This window comes from Nonomuraea sediminis, assembly GCF_018531495.1.
Taxonomy (GTDB): domain Bacteria; phylum Actinomycetota; class Actinomycetes; order Streptosporangiales; family Streptosporangiaceae; genus Nonomuraea; species Nonomuraea sediminis.
The window spans coordinates 648,214-666,662 of the sequence record NZ_JAHDTI010000004.1; the positions used below are offsets into that span (position 1 = coordinate 648,214).

Sequence of the window (18,449 nt, forward strand, 5' to 3'; positions counted from 1 at the left end):
GCGCCAGCCCGCGACGCACCTCTGCCGCGACCGCCGCCATCCGGCCACGTCCCTCGTCTGCGGCCGCGCTAGCCAGCGATGTCCCTCGGCCGCGTCAGCCCGGCGATGTCCCTCGGCCGCGACTCCCGCCGGCCGGGTCTGTGCGCTCTCAGCGGATCCGCGAGAGGCGTAAGCCGGCCCGATCATCGTGCCCTTCGAATACCGTCAGGCGCACGATGATCGACCTGCTCAAGGACGGCACCTACCTCCGGTACTGGCTGGCCGTCGTCATCTCCTTCCTGGGCGACGCGATGACCCGCGTCACCCTGATCTTCCTTGCCGCCCGCCTGACCGACAGCCCGGTGGTCATCTCGCTGGTCGTGCTGACGCAGCTGCTGCCGTCCGGAGTGCTCGGCGCGTTCGTGGGCCCGCTGGCCGACCGATTGCCGACCCGCCGGCTGCTGATCGGCGCCGACCTGGTACGCGTGCCCGTCGTGCTCGCGATGATCCCCGTGCTCGACTCGATCGGACCGCTACTGGCCCTGATCCTGCTGGAGGGCGTGGGCAAGGCGGTCTTCGAGACGGCACGCATCACCGCGATCCCTCAGTTCGTCGGAAACCACAGCATCCCCGCCGCCGTCGCCCTCTTCCAGAGCACGAACCAGACGGTCAACCTGCTCGGCCCCGCTCTCGGCGGCTTGCTGGTGGCGATCGGCAGCGTCCCCGTCGTCCTCGGCCTCAACGCGGCTACTTTTGTGGTCTCCGCCGCCCTGCTAGGCAGCCTCGGCGTGCTGAAACAGAGCACCCACGTCCGCGCCGCGGCCGAGCCGTACTGGAGATCCCTGCGCACGGGCGTCCGCGGCGTCCTCGCGATCGGCTCTCTGCGGTTGCTCTTCGCCCTGCTCATCCCCGTCACGCTGGTGACGGGCCTGTTCACGACGAACTTCAACGCCCTGCTCCTGACCGTCTTCCACCTGCCCGCCCTGGAGTACGGCGCGGCCCAGGCGCTCTTCGCGGCCGGCGCGATCCTGGGCGCCCTGGCGGGCCCACCCCTGATCAAACGATTCGGAGCCACCCCCCGCACCCTCCTGGCCACCATCGCCCTCTTCGGCGCGGCCCTCCTCACCCCCGCCTTACTCGGCCAGTCACCCGCCCTCCCCCTGATCGCGGCCTGGTCCCTCCTACTAGGCCTCTGCGCCAACCTCTACCAGGCCCCCCTGGCCAACACCCTCCTACGCGACCTCCCAGCAGAACTCCGCGGCCGAGGCGTAGGCCTCCTCAACACCGTCATGGTCAACTTCATGCTCATAGGCGTAGCCCTCGGCGGCCCCACAGCCACCCTCCTGGGCGTCCCCACCTCCCTACTGGCAGCCGGCACCACCCTCCTCCTCTCAACCGCCGCCTTCCTCCCCACCACCAAACCCCCACTTCCGAACCCCCCACTTCCGAACCCCCCACCTCGACCACCGAACCCCCCACCCTCACCACCACCTAGCCCACCCCCACCACCCCCAAAAACCCAACGCTCCCCACCGCCGCAGAACCGCCACACGCCGAAGCCCGGCCCTCAGCCCAGCGACGAGGCTTCCTGGTGCTGCGCCAGCTGCCTGGCTCGGCATGGACAACCCCGGCGGTTCTCCCGGGCGCCACGTTGGCGAGTCGACGTACGCTGAAGGTCGCCGCCCAGTACCGGAGCCTTGCCCGGGCTGGCTTCCGGGTTCTACGAGGACAACCCCGGTGGTTGTCTCGGGCGCCGGGTCGGCGGGTGGGTGTACGTCGATGGTCGGCGCCCAGTACGGCATCCTTGCTGGGCTGGCTGCCCGGTTCGGTGTGGTCAACCCCGGCGGTTCTCCCGGGCGCCGGGTCGGCGGGTGGGTGTACGTCGATGGTCGGCGCCCAGTACGGCATCCTTGCCGGGCTGGCTGCCCGGTTCGGTGTGGTCAACCCCGGCGGTTCTCCCGGGCGCCGGGTCGGCGAGTCGGTGTACGTCGATGGTCGGCGCCTGGTGCGGCGGTCTGGCCCGGGTTGGCTTCCTGGTGCGGCGGCCTGGACGAGTTGGCTTCCTGGTGCCGGGCCGGCTGCTGGGTTCGACGCGGGCAATCCCGGTGGTTCTCTCAGGTGCCGGGTCGGCGAGTCGGTGTACGTCGATGGTCGGCGCCTGGTGCGGCGGTCTGGCCCGGGTTGGCTTCCTGGTGCGGGGCTGGCTGCCGGGTTCGGTGTGGGCAACCCCGGCGGTTCCCCCGGGCGCCGGGTCGGCGAGTCGGTGTACGCCGATGGTCGGCGCCCAGTACGGCGGCCTGGACGGGTTGGCCTCCTGGCGCTGGGGTGGCTGCCGGGTTCGGTGTGGGCAGCCCCGGCGGTTCCCCCGGGCGCCGGGTCGGCGAGTCGGTGTACGCCGATGGTCGGCGCCCAGTACGGCGGCCTGGACGGGTTGGCCTCCTGGCGCTGGGGTGGCTGCCGGGTTCGGTGTGGGCAACCCCGGTGGTTGTCCCAGGCGCCGGGTCGGTGGGTTGGTGTATGGCGATGGTCGGCGCCTGTTACGGTGGCCCGCCACGATTGCGGGACATGGTGTGGGGGTTGTGCTCGGGTGGAGTCCCGGGGCCAGGCGTAGTGGTCGGGGTCGTGTTTCGCGGGGTGGCGGGGAGAGGTCAGTGCATGGGGGTGGGGGTTCGGAGGGCGGACAGGGCGGTTTTGGGGTCGTCGGTGAAGAAGCGGATCGCGGTGACCTGGGCGCGGCGCCCGAGGGGGCGGGTCACGGTGATGGGTTCCGTGAGGTCGATGGCGATGTTGGTCTGAGACGAGATCGCCACCACGAGGCGTCCGTCCGCCACGGTCACCATGCTCTGCTCGTTGTAGTTACGCGCCAGCCGTACGGCCGAGATCTGCTCGCGCGGAACCCGCACGTCGATGTACGTCCCGAAGCGCACCCGCAGCTCCGTAGGCGTGACCACATGCGGCCGGGTCGCACAGGCCGCCGCGAACGTGGCCGCGAACAGGAGCCCGTACACGTCCAGCACCAGCACCGGCCCGCGAACCGCCATCGGCACGCCGACCGCGTTGAGCATCAGATCCACGGCCACGGTCTCCACGACCATCACGAACGTCAGCACCATCAGCAGAGACGCCTGCTCCTTGATGTACGGCAGAGCCGTCGCCCCCACCGGGACCCCGTGCCGCCTCCGCAGCACCCACGTCCCCAGGGCCCCAAGCCCATCCACCTCAAACCGCAGAACCCGCCACCCCACCCTCACCAACCCACCCACCAAGCCCACGTCGCCCCCCTTCCTCATACGCCACTCACCCCCAAATCCGACGAGCCTCCCCGCCCCACCTCGGACGAGCCTTCTCGCCTCACCTCGGACTCCGGCTCGGACGAGCCTTCCCGTTTCAACTCGGGCCGCGACTCCGACGTGCCTCCCCGCCCCACCTCGGACCCCGGCTCGGACGGGCCTCCCCGCCTCAACTCAGGCCGCGGTTCGGACGTGCCTTCCCGCCCTACCTCGGATTCCGGCTCGGACAAGCCTCCCCGCCCCAGCTCGGGACGCGACTCCGACCGGCCTTCGCCACCCCGCTTGGAATCCGGCCCCGCAGGGCCCGCTCCTGCCGACTCGGAAGCCGTTTCGTCAGGAGCCAGCCCACCCGGGCCGAGTCCCTTCGCCTGTCCTGAGTCAAAGCCCGCTTCCCGAGCCGGGCGAGACGAGGAGGTCATGCGCGGCCCTTCAGCGTGACGAGGAGCAGCCTGAAGACTTCCGCCTGAGCAGGCGAGATCTCCGCGAACAACGCGGAAAGCCACCGATCATCCACCCCGTAGGCCGCGACCATCATCGACGCCATCTCCGCCGGAAGGTGATCCGCGAGGTCCCGAGCGAGCTCCGCCACCCGAGGATCCCCGGGATCCGCGTCGGCGAGCTCGTCCAGCCGCTGGTAGAGGTCGTTGCCCCGGGCCAGCGCCCCCGGCTCGATCAGGGGACGCATCAGGTCGAGGATCCGCGCCTGGTCCGCCGGATCGGCCATGGTGCCGACCAGCGTCAGCAGTTGGTGATCGACCTCCGCCACCCGCGAACCTCCGGCCACCAGGTCGTGCAGGGTCGCCGCCAGGTCGGGCGTCAGCATCGTGCCCGGCTCGGGATCGGTCTGGGCGAGCAGGGTGGCGAGCCGTTCGCGCCTGGCGGCCAGCGCTTCCTGCTCCCTGGCCAGGTCGGCGTCGAGTTCGAGGAGCATCTCGCGCAGGTCCTTGCCCGCGTCCTCGGCCAGCGCGTCACGCAGTTCGTCGAGCGAGAGCCCCAGCTCGGCCAGCCGCCGTATCCGGGCCAGCGCCACGGCATCGCGCAGCTGGTACTCGCGGTACCCGTTGGCCAGCCGTACGGGCTCGGGGAGAAGGCCCAAGTGGTGGTAGTAGCGCACGGTCCGGGTGGACACCCCGACCAGCGCCGCCAGCTCTCCGATCCGCATGCCCACATTGAACACATTGACGTGGCGTCAAGGTCAACCCGGTGGGATTCCGGCTCTCAACTGCTTGAAAGGGGGTCATGATCTTCGCTGTGGACACACTCCGACGGTCACCGTCACCGTCACCGGCAAGGGCTCGGGACGCGTCAACCTCGCCGGGCTGGTGTGACTCAAGCCGCACCCGCCTGATCTTCTACTTACCGAGCTACGCGCCCGAGCCCAACCCCGTCGAGTCCGTCTGGTCGCATCCTGGTCGCATCTCAAACGCGGCCTGGGCAACTTGGCCCCCACACCCTCGACCACAGTGATCCGTGCCAGGCATCAAGCAGATGCAGTACCGTCCCAGTCTCCTGGACGCCTTCCTGGCCCACACCGGTCTGGCCACCGCACAGAGATCGAAACACCTTTGCCTTCAATCTCTGTAGCAGACAATGCCGGAGGTCGGCGTCATTTCGGGTCTTGGTCAGCTATCGGTGAATGGGTCACGCGGCTTCTATTGTTGCCCGTACTCCTGTGGGCATTCCGGGCCGGCCGCGGGGGTGCATACGGCGATGGTGTTCACCCAGCGGTCGATGTAGGTGCGTCCCTGGTACGTGTACTGGATCTCGATGTAGGTCCGGGAACTGCGCCCGGAGGCCTGGTTCACCTGGGTGCCGATGAGTAGCTGATAGCCCTTCTTCTTCTGGGCGCCTCCCTGCGGAGGGATGGGTGGGATGACGTAGCCTTCCGCGGGTTTGATGGGGCCGAGGTACGCGTTTTTGAAGGGCAGCGTCCGGGGCGGGTAGCCGTCGACGGCTTGGAACATGGCAGGTCTACGGTTGGGGTCTGCGATCATCACGCCGATTTGGCGCAGGCCGTTGCCTCTCCAGCCGGATGTCACGCTGAGGATGGTCACCGGAGCGTCGCCAGCGTTGTAGACCAACATCCATCCGTCGGTGAAGATCTGCCCCTTGTCCCGGCGTAGGGAATATCCGTTCGGAGGTGCCGATAGCAGGGGGCCGTTCCCGGTACGCCTGCTCGCCCAGTCCGACGAGATGCCTGGATGATGGGCGGGATCATCGGAGGAGCATCCGAGCGACACCAGGAGGGCGATGAAGACGGCTATGAGCCGCCCCCGGCGCGGGAGCGACTCATGCCGTTGTGATCGGTCTAGCACACCAGTAAGACTCCATGACGAACGATGCAGCTGTTGGCACATCGTCCAAATAGGGCCGCCGATCGTGCCGCTGTTGGCGTGGCGAGCGGGCGCCGGGGTGTCGGGTTGCGTGAACGAAAGGACAGCTGACCTGGCGCCGAATTCCGCTATGTGGTCTCGCCCTATGACGGTAGCGGAGGGATCTTCCCGATGAAGTAGGGCCGCATCATCTCGTTATCCTCGTGTTCGAGGATATGGCAGTGCCATACGTAGAGGCCGGACCGATCGAATTTCGCTTTCACCCGGGTGATCTCATCGGGATAGGCGACGACGGTGTCCTTGAAGCCCGCCTCCCATGGTTCCGGTGGTCGGGTGCCTCCACCGATCCGCTGCCGGTTGACGACCTGGAACTGCACTTCATGGATATGGATAGGATGCGCGTCCGCCGTGAAGTTGTATATTTCCCAGACTTCGACGGAGTTCAACGCCGGATTCTCGGTGATCGGGTCGTCCCACCCCAGTGGGGTCGGCGCGCCGTCCTGCACGGTGCCAAGCAGCACCTCGACCGGGCCGACATCCGGTATGTCGGCTGAGTTCTCCTCGTTGAGGGACAACTGGCGGGTGTTGGTCGTCCGTCCCAGCGGTCTGATCTTCGGGAGCCTCAGCCGGTCGGGTGGCGTGCTGGTGTCATGGGAGGCGAGTGGCACAACCTTGAACTTCATGACCTGACCGGTCGTGCGGGGGTCGGCGAAGGGCTGCTGGCCTCCGTTGAAGGGCTCGTCCGGGCCTTCGTTGATCAGGAAGATCTCCGTGCCCACGGGCACACCAGTGAAGTCCACGATCACATCTGCCCGCTCCGCAGGCGCCATGAGCAGGCTGTCGAGCCGGACCGGTGCGGGAAGGAAGCCGCCCTCTGCGCCGATCACCCAGAGCGGCAGCTTCGTGCAGACAGGACGCCGCCCCAACGGGTCTGACACCAGCTTGAGGATCAGGAAACGGGAGTCGCAACCGTTGAGGAGACGGAAACGGTAACGCCGTGGCTCCACCTTCAGCACCGGCCAGGTTTTCCCGTTGACGACGATCGTGTTGGCGAAGAATTCTGGGTTCCAGATCGGTGGCACGTCACTGTCCGGGGCGTACGGGCCCTGGAACCCGTCGAAGAACGCCCGGCTGTCGGGATAGAACAGCGAACCGTTGTCGTTGAACGAGCGATCCTGGATGGCCAGCGGAATCTCGTGGTAACGCGTGCCCGGCCGGTCCCCGACCAGCGGCGGAGGCCCGGGCAAGCAGCCCTTCGGCAGGTCGTCGGGTCCGCCGCGGAGCAGGTAGAACCCGGCCGGTCCTGCGTAGACATTGGACCTGGTCATGCCGAGTGTGTGGTCGTGATACCACTGCGTGTTGGCCGGTTGATTGTTGGGGTAATGGAAGACCGCATTACCGGGTCCCCAACGCTTCCCCAGCGGCGACTTCGCCTTGAAGAAGTCATAGAAAGTGCCTACGCGGGCAAATTCCGGTGGAATGTTTGAGGCATCCGGCAGATACCACGCCTCCGGGTAGCCGTCGCTGTAGTCGAAGGTGTGATTGCCGTGTACGTGCGTGACGATCGGCACCGGGCCCTGATAGGGGTCCTGGCTGGTGCCCTCCGAGTCACGGTTCTCTATACCGCCGGGCGGGTTCGCCCAGTGCAGGGTCCGATCGACCGGGAGGAGGTGCGGCAGAAACTTACCATTCGCGTCGACAAGGCCGTTGATCCATTTGACTGCGACCGGCCGCCGATACCGAGCTTCAATGGTGAACGCCGGATAGTTGAAAGTGTTCGGGTGCTGCACCGACCCGTAGCTCCACACCGTCGTCGGCGGTAGTCCCGAGGGGAGGATCTGCTGCGTGAACTGGCGCACGGCGATCTCGTAGTAATCGAACTTGTGCGCCTTGAGGGTCCTTGGCATCGCGGGCGGGATCACCAGCGGCGTCACGTACTTCGGGATGGTGGTCGGGTCGAGTGTCCCTCCCGGAACAGGCTCGGCCCAGGACGTCGTGGGGAACCGAATCGGAGCGAGAATGGAGGCTCCTGCGACCGCACTGATCTGCAGGAAGCGTCGTCGTTGCAATTCTGGCATATCTGCTCCCAGTTTCCCGGAGAACGGCACGGCCTTTACTGGCCGACAGGCGAAGAGGCGGATATTCGCCTCTAAGGCACAATCCTGTCTCCTGTGCAGGCAGAATCTATCGGGGCGGCTATCCCCTAGATAGGGCAACACGCCTCATCCTTTGGTAAATCGTGAGCCGCAGTCGCGTTGAGCTCATGTCAGACTGCAGCGGTGGTAAGTTGGCCAGAAAAGCCTCAATAGTGGGAATTTGCGACATACGTGTGAGTTGACAGCGCGAATCTCGGTCGTGTCGCGGAAGCAGGTGGGGTAAGGCCAGTTCCGGCGGCGCCGTTCGGCACGATAGGGCCAAGTGCGGCTAAGGCGGCCTGTCGTGGCTCGCCGTCACAGCGGATAGCCCACGATGATGCTGTTCGGATCCCTCCACCGGCCTCGTTCGGCTTCGAGGGTAATGAGGGTGAGATATGCGGTCACCATGATTGCAATAGCCGCCGACCCCGTGCCGAAATAATCGATTCTCTTAAAAGTGCTCCAGATTGCAGCGCGCTTGACCGTTGGGGTGAATTCGGCAGGACCCGTCCCGTGACGGGGCTCATCGGTTGTAGAGCCTGCGGGCCCACAGGTATCCGGACAGGGCGATGACCGCGCTCCAGACGGCCGCCTCCACGAAGCCGGCGCCGGCAGGGCGGCCGGACAGCAGCGCGCGCAGGGTATCGATGACGGGGGTGAACGGCTGGTGTTCGGCGAACCACCGTAACCCGGTCGGCATCGACTCGGTCGGGACGAAGCCGCTGCCGAGGAACGGCAGCACCAACAGCGGCATCGGCAGGTTGCTGGCCGTGGCGACGCTCTTGGTGACCATGGCGAGCGCGACCGACAGCCAGGTGATGGCGAAGGTGAACATGGCCAGCACGCCGGCCACGCCGAGCCATTCCAGCGCCGAGGCGGACGGCCGGAAGCCGATCAGCAGGGCGACCACGGTCACCACCGCGATCGCGATGAACGTCTGCACCATCGCCCCGAGCACGTGCCCGGTGAGCACCGAGACGCGGGCGATGGCCATGGTCTTGAACCTGGCGATGATGCCCTCGGTCATGTCGGTGGCCACCGAGATCGCGGTCCCCTGCGCGGCGCCGGCGATCGTCGTGATCATGATGCCGGGGGTGAGGTAGCCGACGTAGGCGGCGCGGTCGCCGCCGATGCCCGCGCCCATGGTGCCGCCGAAGACGTAGACGAACAGCAGCAGGAACACCACGGGGACGGCGGTGAACGTGATGATCAGCGAAGGGTAGCGCCAGATGTGTTTGACCTGGCGGCGCAGCATCGTCGCCGAATCAGCGATCGCTCTCATCGGGAGGGCTCCTTGGTCAGGGCGAGGAAGACGTCGTCCAGGTCGGGGGTGTGCACCGACAGCTCGGCGACGTCGATGGCCTGGGTGTCCAGCCACTCCAGGAGCCCCTTCAGCGTCTTGACGCCGCCGGAGTCCGGGATCTGGACGGTGAGTGCCGCGTCGTTGCGCGAGGTGGCGCCGACGTGGGGCGCCGCCCTGCGGTAGCCGTCGGCATCGGCGAAGCGCACGACGATGTGGCCGCCGGGGACCAGCCGCTTGAGCTCCTCCGGGGTGCCTTCGGCCACCAGCCCGCCCTGGCTGAGCAGGGCGATGCGGTCGGCGAGCTCGTCGGCCTCCTCCAGGTACTGCGTGGTCAGGAACACGGTCACGCCGTCCTGCTCGACCAGGTCCCTGACGATCTGCCACATGGTACGGCGGCTGCGCGGGTCCAGGCCGGTGGTCGGCTCGTCGAGGAAGATCAGCCTGGGCGTGCCGACCATGGTCATGGCGAGGTCGAGCCGCCGGCGCATGCCGCCCGAGTAGGCGGCCGCCGGCTTGCGTGCGGCGTCGGTGAGGTCGAAGCGCTCCAGCAGTTCGCGGGTACGCCTGCGGCCCGTGGCGCGGTCGAGGTGGAGCAGGTCGGCCATGAGCCGTAGGTTCTCCTCGCCGGTCAGCAGGTGGTCGACGGCGGAGAACTGCCCGGTGACCCCGATCGCGGCGCGCACCTTGTCGGGCTCTCTGGCCGGCTCGTGCCCGGCCACCCAGATCTTGCCCGCGTCGGCCTTGATCAGGGTGGACAGGATCTGCACGGTCGTGGTCTTGCCCGCGCCGTTGGGGCCGAGCAGGGAGAAGATCGTGCCCTGCGGGATGGTGAGGTCGATGCCGTCCAGGACGCGGTGCGAGCCGTACGACTTGCGCAGTCCCGTTACCGAGATGGCGGAGCCGTTCATCGGCGGTCCCAGGTGACGGGCAGGCTGTGCACGCCGTAGATCAGCGAGGGGTCGGTGCGCAGCGGCACCTCTTCTGCCGGTACGGCGAGCCGCAACGTCGGGAAGCGGGTGAGCAGCGCCGGGAAGGCGGCACGCATCTCGACGCGGGCCAGCTGCTGGCCGAGGCACTGGTGGACGCCGTGGCCGAAAGCCAGGTGCCCGGCGGCCGAGCGGCGCACGTCGAGCAGGTCGGGGTCGGAGAACTTGGCCGGGTCCCTGTTGGCGGCGTTGACCGCGATGATGACCGTGTCGCCGGCCTTGAGCCGCCTGCCGGCGAGCTCGACGTCCTCCAGCACGCCGCGCAGGCCGACGGCGGCGATGGACAGGTAGCGCAGCAGCTCCTCCACGGCGCCGGCGGCCAGGCCGGGGTCGTTGCGCAGGGCGGCGAGCTGCGCCGGGTTGCGCAGCAGGGCGAAGGTGCCGAGCGCGAGCATGTTGGCGGTGGTGTCGAGACCGGCGCCGAGCAGGAAGGCTGCCACGCCGCCGAGCTCCTCGTCGGTCAGGTCGCCGCCCGTGGCCAGGTCGCTGAGCAGGTCGTCGGTCGGCTCGGCCCGCTTGGCGAGTCCCAGGTCCCGCAGGTACTCGCCGAGCTCGATGAAGGCGGCGTACTGCGCCTCGGGCTCTCCGGCGTCCGCGATGCTCCGCGTCTGGGTCTGGAACCGCTCGCGGTCCTCGTACGGCACGCCGAGCAGCTCGCAGATCATCAGGGCGGGGACGGGCTGGGCGAAGACCTCGACGAGGTCGGCCGGCGGCCCTTGGCGTTCCATCGCGTCGAGCCGCTCACGGGTGATCTCGGTGACCCGCTCGGTGAGCAGGTTCATCCTGCGGACGGTGAACTTGCCCGCCAGCAGCTTGCGCAAGCGGGTGTGCTGGGGCGCGTCCATGCCGGTCAGGTCGCCGGCGGGCGCGGGCGGCAGGTGCCCGCCCAGCACCGGGTGGTACTGGGTTTCGTAGCGGGAGCTGAAGCGCGGGTCGGCGAGGACCTGGCGGACCAGCCCGTAGCCGGTTACCAGCCAGACGCCGGGGGCGCCGTCGGGCACGGCCAGGCGGGCGATCGGCTGCTCGGCGCGCAGGGCGGTGATCTCGGGGGCGGGGTCGAAGGGGCAGGCGGGTGCACGCTCGAAGGACGACTCTTCAAGATAGTACGTGTTCGACATGTATTGAAAGCTACGTTGCGTTCAAAATGCCGGTCAATCAACAGAATGAGTCGTCGCAGGTGGAAGCAGAAGAATTGATGCAATGACGCTGCGCCAGAATGCAACGCAACGTTGCAATGGAAGGCGGCGAACGCAATAATGGCGTCATGCCAGGAGGAAGGTTGACCCAGCGGGACCGCCACCGCATCGCGACCGGGCTCACCGAAGGGCTTTCCTATGCCGAGATCGCCAGGCGGCTCGACCGGCCGACCTCGACGATCAGCCGGGAGATCGCCCGCAACGGCGGCCCCGCCGGCTACCGGCCCGAGCGAGCGCAACGGGCGACGGAGCGGCGGGCGCGGCGCGGCACGCCGATTCCCGCGGCCGGGCCTCCGGACCGCGCGGCGGACGAGCTGGAAGACGGGGTCATCGAGATGGTGGTCGGGATGGGGCTGCCGAAGATGATGGCGCGCGTGCTCATCAGCCTGTGGCTGAGCGAGGAGGGCAGGCTCACCGCGGCCGAGTTGGCCCGCAGGCTGAAGGTGAGCCCGGCCTCGGTCTCCATGGCCGTGGGCTACCTGACCCAGCAGGGGCTGATCAGGCGCGAGCGCGATTCGCAGCGGCGTCGCGACATCTACGTGGTCGACGACAACGCCTGGTATCACTCGATGATGACCAGCGCACGCCAGACGCTCGAGGCGGCGGAGGCCGCGAAGGCGGCGGCGGAGACGTACGGGCGCGACACGCCCGTCGGGCGCCGGCTGGCCAAGGGTGGGGCGTTCCTGGAGCGGATCAGCCTGGACACGCTGGAGTCGGCCGACCGCTGGCGCGACCTCCTGTCGTGATCAGCCGGCCGAGCCTAGGGCTGAGGAATGCCGGAGTAGGCGGGAGCGAAGAACACCAGCACCGTCAGGTCCTCGGTGACGTCGTGGAAACGGTGCGACTCGCGGGCCGGGACGAAGATCATGGTGCCCGGACCGACGTCGATCGTCTCGCCGCCTGAGGTGAAGGAGCCGCGTCCGCCGGTCACGACGTAGATCTCGTCCTCGTTGTGCGGAGACTGCCCGTCCACCGCGCCTGCCGGGATGGAGTACGTCCCGAAGCTGAGTGCGGGCACGCTCAGGTGCTCCGCGAAGTCGGCGGATCCGTCCGCCGCGGGCACGAACCGTCCGCCGTCGATGAGCTCCATGGTTCTCGATCATTCCATGGCCGGATATCCATCAAATTTGATGTATCAGTCTTGATGGATTAGACTCTGAGGCATACAGAGGAAAGGAAATCCCCATGAACCTGCGTGTCCCCGGCGCGACCCTCCACTACGACGTGCGCGGCACCGGCCCGATGCTGCTGATCTCGCAGAGCGGCGAGGGCGACGCCGACCGGAGCGTCGACCTGGTCGACCAGCTCGTCGATCGGTACACGGTGATCACCTATGACCGGCGCGGGCTTTCCCGCAGCGTCATGGACGACCCCGAGGGCGGCGTGACCATGCGCGACCACGCCGACGACGTGCACCGCCTGCTGGCCGCCGTGACCGACGAGCCGGTGGCGATGCTGGGCTGCAGCCTCGGCGCGGTCATCGGCCTGCACCTCAGCGTGGCGCACCCCGAGCAGATCCACACGCTCGTCGCCCACGAGCCCGTCGCGCCGTGGCTGCTCCCCGCCGACGAGGCAGACCACCACCGGCGCGAGCTGGCGGAACTGCAGACCATCCACCGCCGCGACGGCTGGACGGCCGCCGTCAAGGAGGTCGCCCGGGTCCTCGGCATCGACCCGGCGAGCCAGGACAAGGAGCCCGGCCTCACGCCGCAGCCGATGACGCCGGCGCGCGGGGCCAACTTCGACTTCTTCCTCGCCCACGACTTCACCGCCGTCATCGAGGACACGCTGGATCTCGCCTTGCTGGGCGGCACCCGGATCATCCCCGCGGCCGGCCGTACCACCCCTCGCGAGGTCTTCGACTACCGGTGCGCGCAGGAACTGGCCCGCATCGTGGGCACGGACATCGCGGAGTTCCCCGGCGGGCACAACGGCAACCTCACGCATCCCCGCGCCTACGCCGCCCGGCTCGTCGAGTGCCTTTCCTCGGCCGGCCGTACTATATGAAACTCATGGGATCGGGAGCCAAGCGGCGGCTGACCGCGCAGATCAAGGACTCGCTGCGAGAGCTGAGCTCGCAGCTCACGCTGCTCAACCAGCAGGTCGGCGCGCAGGTGGATCTCAGGCCGGCCGACTTCGAGTGCCTCGAACTCATCAACCAGTACGGCCCGCTCAGCCCCACCGCGCTCGCGCGCCGCGCCGGCCTCCATCCCGCCACCCTCACGGGCATCCTCGACCGCCTGCAGCGCGGCGGCTGGATCACCCGCGAACGCGACCCGGACGCCCCGGACCGCCGCGCCGTCACCCTCCGCGCCCGCCGAGACCGCAACGCCGAGGTCTACCGCCTCTACGCCCCCATGAACACCTCCCTGGACGAGATCTGCGACACCTACACGGAAGCGGAACTCCACCTCGTAGCCGACTTCCTCACCCGCACCCACACCGCCGCCCAAACCGCCACCACTCCCCACCCCGAGCCCTAGCCCAGAACGCCCATAGGTGCCGTAAGAGGGCTAGGTGGGGTTGGTGAGGACGGTTAGGACTTGGGGGCCGTATTTGGTGAGTTTGTTTTGGCCTATGCCGTTGATGGTCGCGAGGGCGTCAAGGGTCGTGGGGGATTGGGTGGCGATCTCGCGGAGGGTGGAGTCGTGGAAGATGACGTAGGCGGGGACGCCCTGTTCCTTGGCGGTGGTGGCGCGCCAGGTGCGGAGGCGTTCGAAGGTGTCGGTCGCCTCCGGCGTGAGGGTGGTGTCCGTGGAGGGGCGGCTGGAACCGCGGGCGAGTTTGGTACGGGACGCGGGCCGGGTAAGGTCCCGGCGCATGGGGACCTGGCGCTGGCCGCGTAGGACGCCGGAGCTGAGGTCGGTGAGGACGAGGGTGCTGTGGGCGGGCTCGACGGAGAGCAGCCCCTGGGCGAGGAGCTGGCGGATGACCGCGTGCCACTCCGGCTGCCCGAGGTCGGTGCCCACGCCGAACACGGTGAGCGTGTCGTGGCCGTGCTGCTGCACCTTGGGCGTCTGCTTGCCCAGCAGGATGTCGACGAGATGTCCGACCCCGAAGCGCTGGTGCCGCTCGCTCCACAGCCGGTAGACGGCCGACAGCACCTTCTGGGCGGCGACCGTGCCGTCCCAGGTCTCGGGCGGTGACAGGCAGGTGTCGCAGTTGCCGCACGGCTCGGAGTGGTCCTGCCCGAAGTAGTCGAGCAGCATCACGCGCCGACAGCCGACCGTCTCGCAGAGGGCGAGCATGGCGTCGAGATGGAGCGCCTGCCGCCGCCGGTGCGCCTCGTCGCCCTCGCTGATCAGCTTGCGCTGCTGGACCACGTCCTGCAGCCCGTAGGCCATCCAGGCGGTGGCCGCCTGCCCGTCGCGCCCGCCCCGCCCGGTCTCCTGGTAGTAGCCCTCGACGGACTTGGGCAGGTCGAGGTGGGCCACGAAGCGCACGTCGGGCTTGTCGATGCCCATGCCGAAGGCGATCGTGGCGACCACGACCAGCCCGTCCTCCCGCAGGAAGCGCGCCTGGTGGGCGGCCCGGGTCGCGGCGTCGAGGCCCGCGTGGTACGGCACTGCGGGGATGCCGTTGTCGGCGAGGAACTCGGCGATCTTCTCCACCGAGGAGCGCGACAGGCAGTAGACGATGCCCGCGTCGCCGTCGTGCTCGGTGCGCAGGAAGTCGAGCAGCTGCCGCTTGGGATCGGCCTTGGACGTGATCCGGTACTGGATGTTGGGCCGGTCGAAGCTGGCCACGAAGTGATGGGCCTGCTCGAGCCGCAGCCGCGAGGCGATCTCCTTGTGCGTGTCGGGCGTGGCGGTGGCCGTCAGCGCGATCCGCGGCACCGAGGGCCAGCGCTCGTGCAGGTCGGACAGCATCAGGTAGTCGGGGCGGAAGTCGTGGCCCCACTGGGACACGCAGTGCGCCTCGTCGATGGCGAACAGCGCGATGTCGCCCTTCTCGAGCAGCCGCACCGTCGCGTCGACCCGCAGCCGCTCGGGCGCGAGATAGAGCAGGTCGAGCTCGCCGGCCAGGAACTCCGCCTCCACGAGCTGCCGCTCGTCGAAGCCCTGGGTGGAGTTGAGGAACCCCGCGCGGACGCCGAGCGCGCGCAGCGCGTCGACCTGGTCCTGCATGAGCGCGATCAGCGGCGAGATCACCACGCCCACCCCCGGCCGCACCAGCGCGGGGATCTGGTAGCACAGCGACTTGCCGCCGCCGGTGGGCATCAGGACCAGCGCGTCACCCCCGTCGACCACGTGGTCGATGATCTCCTGCTGGCCGGGGCGGAAGGAGTCGTAGCCGAAGACCCGGCGGAGGACCTCGATGGGGGTATCCATGCGGCTACCTTACGTGGTCGGCTCGCGCGGGTCGTGGTGTTCGCCCACGGCGATCACGATCGGGGAAGCCCAGTAGAAGACCAGCGAGAGCGCGCCGAGCCCGCACGCCGCCGCCACCGCGACCATGACCGCCGGATACCCCGCCACCTGTGCGAACGCCGCCGCGGCCAGCGGTGCGAGCGCCCGTGCCGCGGTGATGGGCAGGGCGGCGGCCCCGCTGAGGGTGGCGTAGGCGGCCGTGCCGTACCGCTCGACGAGCAGCGCCGGACGGGCGATCGTGCCGACGCCGAAGCCCAGCCCGAACAGCACGACCGAGGCGATCGCCCCGAGCGGGCTGCGGCCGACCAGGGGGAGCAGCAGCGCGGCCACCCCCTGCAGGACGAACACGCCCGCGGTGATCAGCGCGACCGGCCAGCGCCCCTGCAGCCCCGTGGTCACCACCCGCCCGGTCACCGACAGCACGCCGAGCAGCCCCGCCACGCCGGCGGCGAAGATCGGCGAGTGCCCGAGCGCGATCAGGTACGTCACGACCAGCATCGCGATCACGCCGACCGCGCCGGTCTGCGTCAGGAACGCCACCGCCAGCAGCCAGAACGGCCGCTCGCGCAGCGCCGTCCCGACGATCTCAGGAGCGACGGTACGGCGGGCCGCCCCGTGCCCGCGCAGCAGCAACCCGTGCAAGGGCACCGCGATCACCGCGTACCCGGCGGCCAGCACGACCAGCGCCTGGCGCCAGCCGTACCGGTCGACCAGGAAGCCGGTCAGCGGCAGGAAGATGCTCGAGGCGAAACCCGCCACGACCGTGACGGAGAGCAGCGCGCGAGCCCGCCGCGCCGCGTCGAACCAGGCGACGATCACCGCGAAGGCGGCCTCGTAGAGCACCATCCCCGACGAGACGCCCAGCGCGACGCACACCAGGTAGAGCTGGGCCACCGACTGCACCTGCGACCAGACCAGGACCGTGGCCGCGCCCAGCACCGAGCCGAGCGTCATCAGCCCGCGCCCGCCGTGCCGGTCGAGCCAGCGCCCGATCGGCGGCGCGACCAGCGCGGACACCAGCACCGACAGCGTGGCCGCGCCGGTCAGCTGGGCGAGACCGGCGTGCAGGTCGTGGGCCATCGGGGTGATGAAGACGGAGAAGGCGTAGTAGAGCACGCCGTATCCGGCGGTCTGGGTGATCGCCAGGGCGCCGATCACCGGGGCTGGGGATTTGACGATCACGTAGAGACCGTTCCCGTTCACCCGCCGGAAATACGGTGATAATCATCACTATGAAACGTGCGGGAATGAAAACCGTTTCCGAATGGTTGCAGGGGCCATGAAGAAGAACCTGCACCCCGAGTACCGGCCCGTGGTCTTCCGCGACCCCAGCGCGGACTTCGCGTTCCTCACGCGTTCCACGAGGACGAGCGACAAGACGATCGTGTGGACCGACGGCAGGACGTACCCCGTCGTGGACGTGGACGTCTCCTCCGAGAGCCACCCCTTCTACACCGGCCGCGGACGCGTCCTCGACACCGAGGGCCGCGTCGAGCGCTTCAACCAGCGCTACGGCAGGAAGTGATCGGCCGGTCAGGCCGTGGCGATGGCGAGCACCAGCAAGGCGATCGCGATAACCACGGCCAGGCCGATAACCCACATCCGATGGCGGGCCCACGTCAGCAGGCGCTCCCCGCTGGCTTTCAGGGCCGGCTCACCACCGGACTCGATCATGTTGATCGCCGCGATCCGCCTGGCGAAATCGGGGTCCTCCATCGCCAAGCCATGCTCGATGTCCGCGAGTGTGCGGCGCTCCTTCCCAGAGAGACTCATATCTGCTCACCATCGCTTCCACGCCGGTGTGGAGCATGTACCCATCGGTAACCCCGGGCATGCCCTTTTCACGGTACCCCTGGTAAAGGCCGCCTTCAAAGGGCTAACGGCCGCATGCCCTGCCACGCAAGGCAATCAGGTCAACGCCGCCTGAGGACGACAAGATCGATCGCCGCGATCACGGCCACCGCCCCGGCGATCGCCGCCTCCCAGACCCACACCGCCTGCCCTGTCACCGCCAGCCGCTTGACGCAGAACACGACGGCGGCCACGGCGGCGACCAGCGCGATCACGGACAGGATCCGCCGGGCGCGCACCGGGCTGCGCGCGCTCAGCGGCTCCGTGCCCTCACGGTGACGTAGCCACACGATCGGCCCCTCAGGCCAGGCACCTCAGCGCGGAGGCGATGTGCGGGTCGAGCCCCGGCTTGGGACGGCCCACGGTGGCCGCCACGAACTCCGGGTAGGACAGTTCCGCCTCCACCCCGTCGGCGTCCACCCACAGCGAGTCCGCCAGGTCCTCCACCTGCGCCTTGCTGTCGGACTCCCGCAGCGCGAAGCGGCCCACGGCCACCCGCCACGCGAGGCGGGCGTCGGCCTCCTCCTCGCTCACCGGCGCGCCCACGTCGTCGGCGTGGGTGGCGTACTCGGAGTCGTAGTGGAAGGTCTGCAGACCCACCGGGTACGGCCCGGCCATGGTGTCGAGCGTTCCGTCCCCGCCGCGCTCGCGCATCCTGGCCCGCGTATCGGCGTTCTTCGTGCGCCACTCCTCGAGCACCTGGTCCACGGGGACGTCGCGGCGCTGCCGTACCGTCCACTCGTTGAAGTCGTTGAACCCGGTGATGCCCTCGTCGCGGGCCACGCGTTCCATCACCTGCTGGACGTCGCCGTCCAGGCAGGCCTGGTTGTACAGCTCCTCGCCGGCCAGGTGGCCGAGCACGTCGCGCACCGACCATCCGGCGCACCGCGAGGGCCGGTTCCAGCCCTCCTCGTCCAGGGACGAGAAGAAGGCATCCAGTCGAGCCGCCTCGGCATCGAAGATGTCGAACGGGTCGAACTGTCTCAGCAGGTCGTCCATACTGTGG

Annotated in this window: 18 protein-coding genes; 5 read left to right on the plus strand and 13 right to left on the minus strand. The window is 68.8% G+C overall.

Annotated features, from left to right (window positions below):
- Nucleotides 1-215 precede the first annotated feature (215 nt).
- Complete coding sequence (locus KIK09_RS22885) at nucleotides 216-1,652, plus strand: MFS transporter (protein WP_214321312.1); 1,437 nt, start codon at nucleotides 216-218, stop codon at nucleotides 1,650-1,652.
- A 975-nt stretch (nucleotides 1,653-2,627) separates the two neighbouring features.
- Here KIK09_RS22885 and KIK09_RS22890 read toward each other — a convergent pair.
- The 7 genes from KIK09_RS22890 to KIK09_RS22920 form a co-directional block, all read right to left on the minus strand.
- The gene (locus KIK09_RS22890) at nucleotides 2,628-3,140 is read right to left on the minus strand and encodes a hypothetical protein (protein ID WP_214321313.1); all 513 of its coding nucleotides are present in this window, start codon (nucleotides 3,138-3,140) and stop codon (nucleotides 2,628-2,630) included.
- A gap of 544 nt (nucleotides 3,141-3,684) precedes the next feature.
- Nucleotides 3,685-4,431 (minus strand): helix-turn-helix domain-containing protein, encoded by a 747-nt coding sequence (locus KIK09_RS22895; protein WP_214321314.1) that lies wholly within the window; start codon nucleotides 4,429-4,431, stop codon nucleotides 3,685-3,687.
- Nucleotides 4,432-4,921: 490 nt separating this feature from the next.
- On the minus strand, nucleotides 4,922-5,353 hold the full coding sequence (locus KIK09_RS22900) for a hypothetical protein (protein WP_214321315.1): 432 nt from the start codon (nucleotides 5,351-5,353) through the stop codon (nucleotides 4,922-4,924).
- A gap of 392 nt (nucleotides 5,354-5,745) precedes the next feature.
- The gene (locus KIK09_RS22905; protein WP_250573552.1) at nucleotides 5,746-7,680 is read right to left on the minus strand and encodes a multicopper oxidase family protein; all 1,935 of its coding nucleotides are present in this window, start codon (nucleotides 7,678-7,680) and stop codon (nucleotides 5,746-5,748) included.
- A 580-nt stretch (nucleotides 7,681-8,260) separates the two neighbouring features.
- On the minus strand, nucleotides 8,261-9,019 hold the full coding sequence (locus KIK09_RS22910) for an ABC transporter permease (protein WP_214321316.1): 759 nt from the start codon (nucleotides 9,017-9,019) through the stop codon (nucleotides 8,261-8,263).
- The gene (locus KIK09_RS22915; RefSeq protein ID WP_214321317.1) at nucleotides 9,016-9,948 is read right to left on the minus strand and encodes an ATP-binding cassette domain-containing protein; all 933 of its coding nucleotides are present in this window, start codon (nucleotides 9,946-9,948) and stop codon (nucleotides 9,016-9,018) included. Before KIK09_RS22915 ends, KIK09_RS22910 begins: the two co-directional genes overlap by 4 nt.
- Nucleotides 9,945-11,144 carry a cytochrome P450 gene (locus KIK09_RS22920; RefSeq protein WP_214321318.1) on the minus strand — a complete coding sequence of 400 codons (1,200 nt, stop codon included), beginning with the start codon at nucleotides 11,142-11,144 and terminating at the stop codon, nucleotides 9,945-9,947. Before KIK09_RS22920 ends, KIK09_RS22915 begins: the two co-directional genes overlap by 4 nt.
- 161 nt (nucleotides 11,145-11,305) lie before the next feature.
- On the opposite strand from KIK09_RS22920, the gene KIK09_RS22925 reads away from it, so the two are divergent.
- Nucleotides 11,306-11,968, plus strand: a complete 663-nt coding sequence (locus KIK09_RS22925; protein WP_214321319.1) for a MarR family transcriptional regulator — start codon at nucleotides 11,306-11,308, stop codon at nucleotides 11,966-11,968.
- 14 nt (nucleotides 11,969-11,982) lie between these two features.
- On the opposite strand, the gene KIK09_RS22930 is transcribed toward KIK09_RS22925, so the two are convergent.
- Complete coding sequence (locus KIK09_RS22930) at nucleotides 11,983-12,312, minus strand: cupin domain-containing protein (RefSeq protein WP_214321320.1); 330 nt, start codon at nucleotides 12,310-12,312, stop codon at nucleotides 11,983-11,985.
- A gap of 95 nt (nucleotides 12,313-12,407) precedes the next feature.
- Here KIK09_RS22930 and KIK09_RS22935 point away from each other — a divergent pair, with 95 nt between their 5' ends.
- Both KIK09_RS22935 and KIK09_RS22940 read left to right on the plus strand, forming a co-directional pair.
- Nucleotides 12,408-13,229: an alpha/beta fold hydrolase gene (locus KIK09_RS22935; RefSeq protein WP_214321321.1), complete on the plus strand. Its 822-nt coding sequence runs from the start codon at nucleotides 12,408-12,410 to the stop codon at nucleotides 13,227-13,229.
- A gap of 5 nt (nucleotides 13,230-13,234) precedes the next feature.
- Nucleotides 13,235-13,705: a MarR family transcriptional regulator gene (locus tag KIK09_RS22940; protein WP_214321322.1), complete on the plus strand. Its 471-nt coding sequence runs from the start codon at nucleotides 13,235-13,237 to the stop codon at nucleotides 13,703-13,705.
- Between the two features lie 30 nt (nucleotides 13,706-13,735).
- On the opposite strand, the gene recQ is transcribed toward KIK09_RS22940, so the two are convergent.
- Nucleotides 13,736-15,553, minus strand: a complete 1,818-nt coding sequence (gene recQ / locus KIK09_RS22945) for a DNA helicase RecQ (protein WP_214321323.1) — start codon at nucleotides 15,551-15,553, stop codon at nucleotides 13,736-13,738.
- Nucleotides 15,554-15,562: 9 nt separating this feature from the next.
- Entirely contained in the window at nucleotides 15,563-16,795 is a 1,233-nt protein-coding gene (locus KIK09_RS22950; RefSeq protein ID WP_308164241.1) for an MFS transporter, read from the minus strand.
- A gap of 76 nt (nucleotides 16,796-16,871) precedes the next feature.
- Between KIK09_RS22950 and KIK09_RS22955 the strand changes: the two genes are divergently transcribed.
- On the plus strand, nucleotides 16,872-17,117 hold the full coding sequence (locus tag KIK09_RS22955) for a type B 50S ribosomal protein L31 (protein ID WP_214321324.1): 246 nt from the start codon (nucleotides 16,872-16,874) through the stop codon (nucleotides 17,115-17,117).
- Between the two features lie 8 nt (nucleotides 17,118-17,125).
- Here the strand turns inward: KIK09_RS22955 and KIK09_RS22960 are convergent, their stop codons facing one another.
- From KIK09_RS22960 to KIK09_RS22970, 3 genes are all read right to left on the minus strand, one after another.
- Complete coding sequence (locus KIK09_RS22960; RefSeq protein WP_214321325.1) at nucleotides 17,126-17,365, minus strand: DUF3040 domain-containing protein; 240 nt, start codon at nucleotides 17,363-17,365, stop codon at nucleotides 17,126-17,128.
- Nucleotides 17,366-17,505: 140 nt separating this feature from the next.
- The gene (locus tag KIK09_RS22965) at nucleotides 17,506-17,733 is read right to left on the minus strand and encodes a DUF6343 family protein (protein WP_214321326.1); all 228 of its coding nucleotides are present in this window, start codon (nucleotides 17,731-17,733) and stop codon (nucleotides 17,506-17,508) included.
- Nucleotides 17,734-17,743: 10 nt separating this feature from the next.
- On the minus strand, nucleotides 17,744-18,442 hold the full coding sequence (locus KIK09_RS22970) for a maleylpyruvate isomerase family mycothiol-dependent enzyme (protein WP_214321327.1): 699 nt from the start codon (nucleotides 18,440-18,442) through the stop codon (nucleotides 17,744-17,746).
- Nucleotides 18,443-18,449: the final 7 nt, after the last annotated feature.

Excerpts from the sequence above, each read along its gene's own strand:
- KIK09_RS22915 (WP_214321317.1), bottom strand. The coding sequence starts at position 9,948 with ATGAACGGCTCCGCCATCTCGGTAACGGGACTGCGCAAGTCGTACGGC.
- KIK09_RS22960 (WP_214321325.1), bottom strand. The coding sequence starts at position 17,365 with ATGAGTCTCTCTGGGAAGGAGCGCCGCACACTCGCGGACATCGAGCAT.
- KIK09_RS22910 (WP_214321316.1), bottom strand. The coding sequence starts at position 9,019 with ATGAGAGCGATCGCTGATTCGGCGACGATGCTGCGCCGCCAGGTCAAA.
- KIK09_RS22895 (WP_214321314.1), bottom strand. The coding sequence starts at position 4,431 with ATGCGGATCGGAGAGCTGGCGGCGCTGGTCGGGGTGTCCACCCGGACC.
- KIK09_RS22935 (WP_214321321.1), top strand. The coding sequence starts at position 12,408 with ATGAACCTGCGTGTCCCCGGCGCGACCCTCCACTACGACGTGCGCGGC.
- KIK09_RS22930 (WP_214321320.1), bottom strand. The coding sequence starts at position 12,312 with ATGGAGCTCATCGACGGCGGACGGTTCGTGCCCGCGGCGGACGGATCC.
- KIK09_RS22885 (WP_214321312.1), top strand. The coding sequence starts at position 216 with ATGATCGACCTGCTCAAGGACGGCACCTACCTCCGGTACTGGCTGGCC.
- KIK09_RS22905 (WP_250573552.1), bottom strand. The coding sequence starts at position 7,680 with ATGCCAGAATTGCAACGACGACGCTTCCTGCAGATCAGTGCGGTCGCA.
- KIK09_RS22900 (WP_214321315.1), bottom strand. The coding sequence starts at position 5,353 with ATGTTGGTCTACAACGCTGGCGACGCTCCGGTGACCATCCTCAGCGTG.
- KIK09_RS22970 (WP_214321327.1), bottom strand. The coding sequence starts at position 18,442 with ATGGACGACCTGCTGAGACAGTTCGACCCGTTCGACATCTTCGATGCC.
- KIK09_RS22955 (WP_214321324.1), top strand. The coding sequence starts at position 16,872 with ATGAAGAAGAACCTGCACCCCGAGTACCGGCCCGTGGTCTTCCGCGAC.
- KIK09_RS22920 (WP_214321318.1), bottom strand. The coding sequence starts at position 11,144 with ATGTCGAACACGTACTATCTTGAAGAGTCGTCCTTCGAGCGTGCACCC.
- KIK09_RS22940 (WP_214321322.1), top strand. The coding sequence starts at position 13,235 with ATGGGATCGGGAGCCAAGCGGCGGCTGACCGCGCAGATCAAGGACTCG.
- recQ (WP_214321323.1), bottom strand. The coding sequence starts at position 15,553 with ATGGATACCCCCATCGAGGTCCTCCGCCGGGTCTTCGGCTACGACTCC.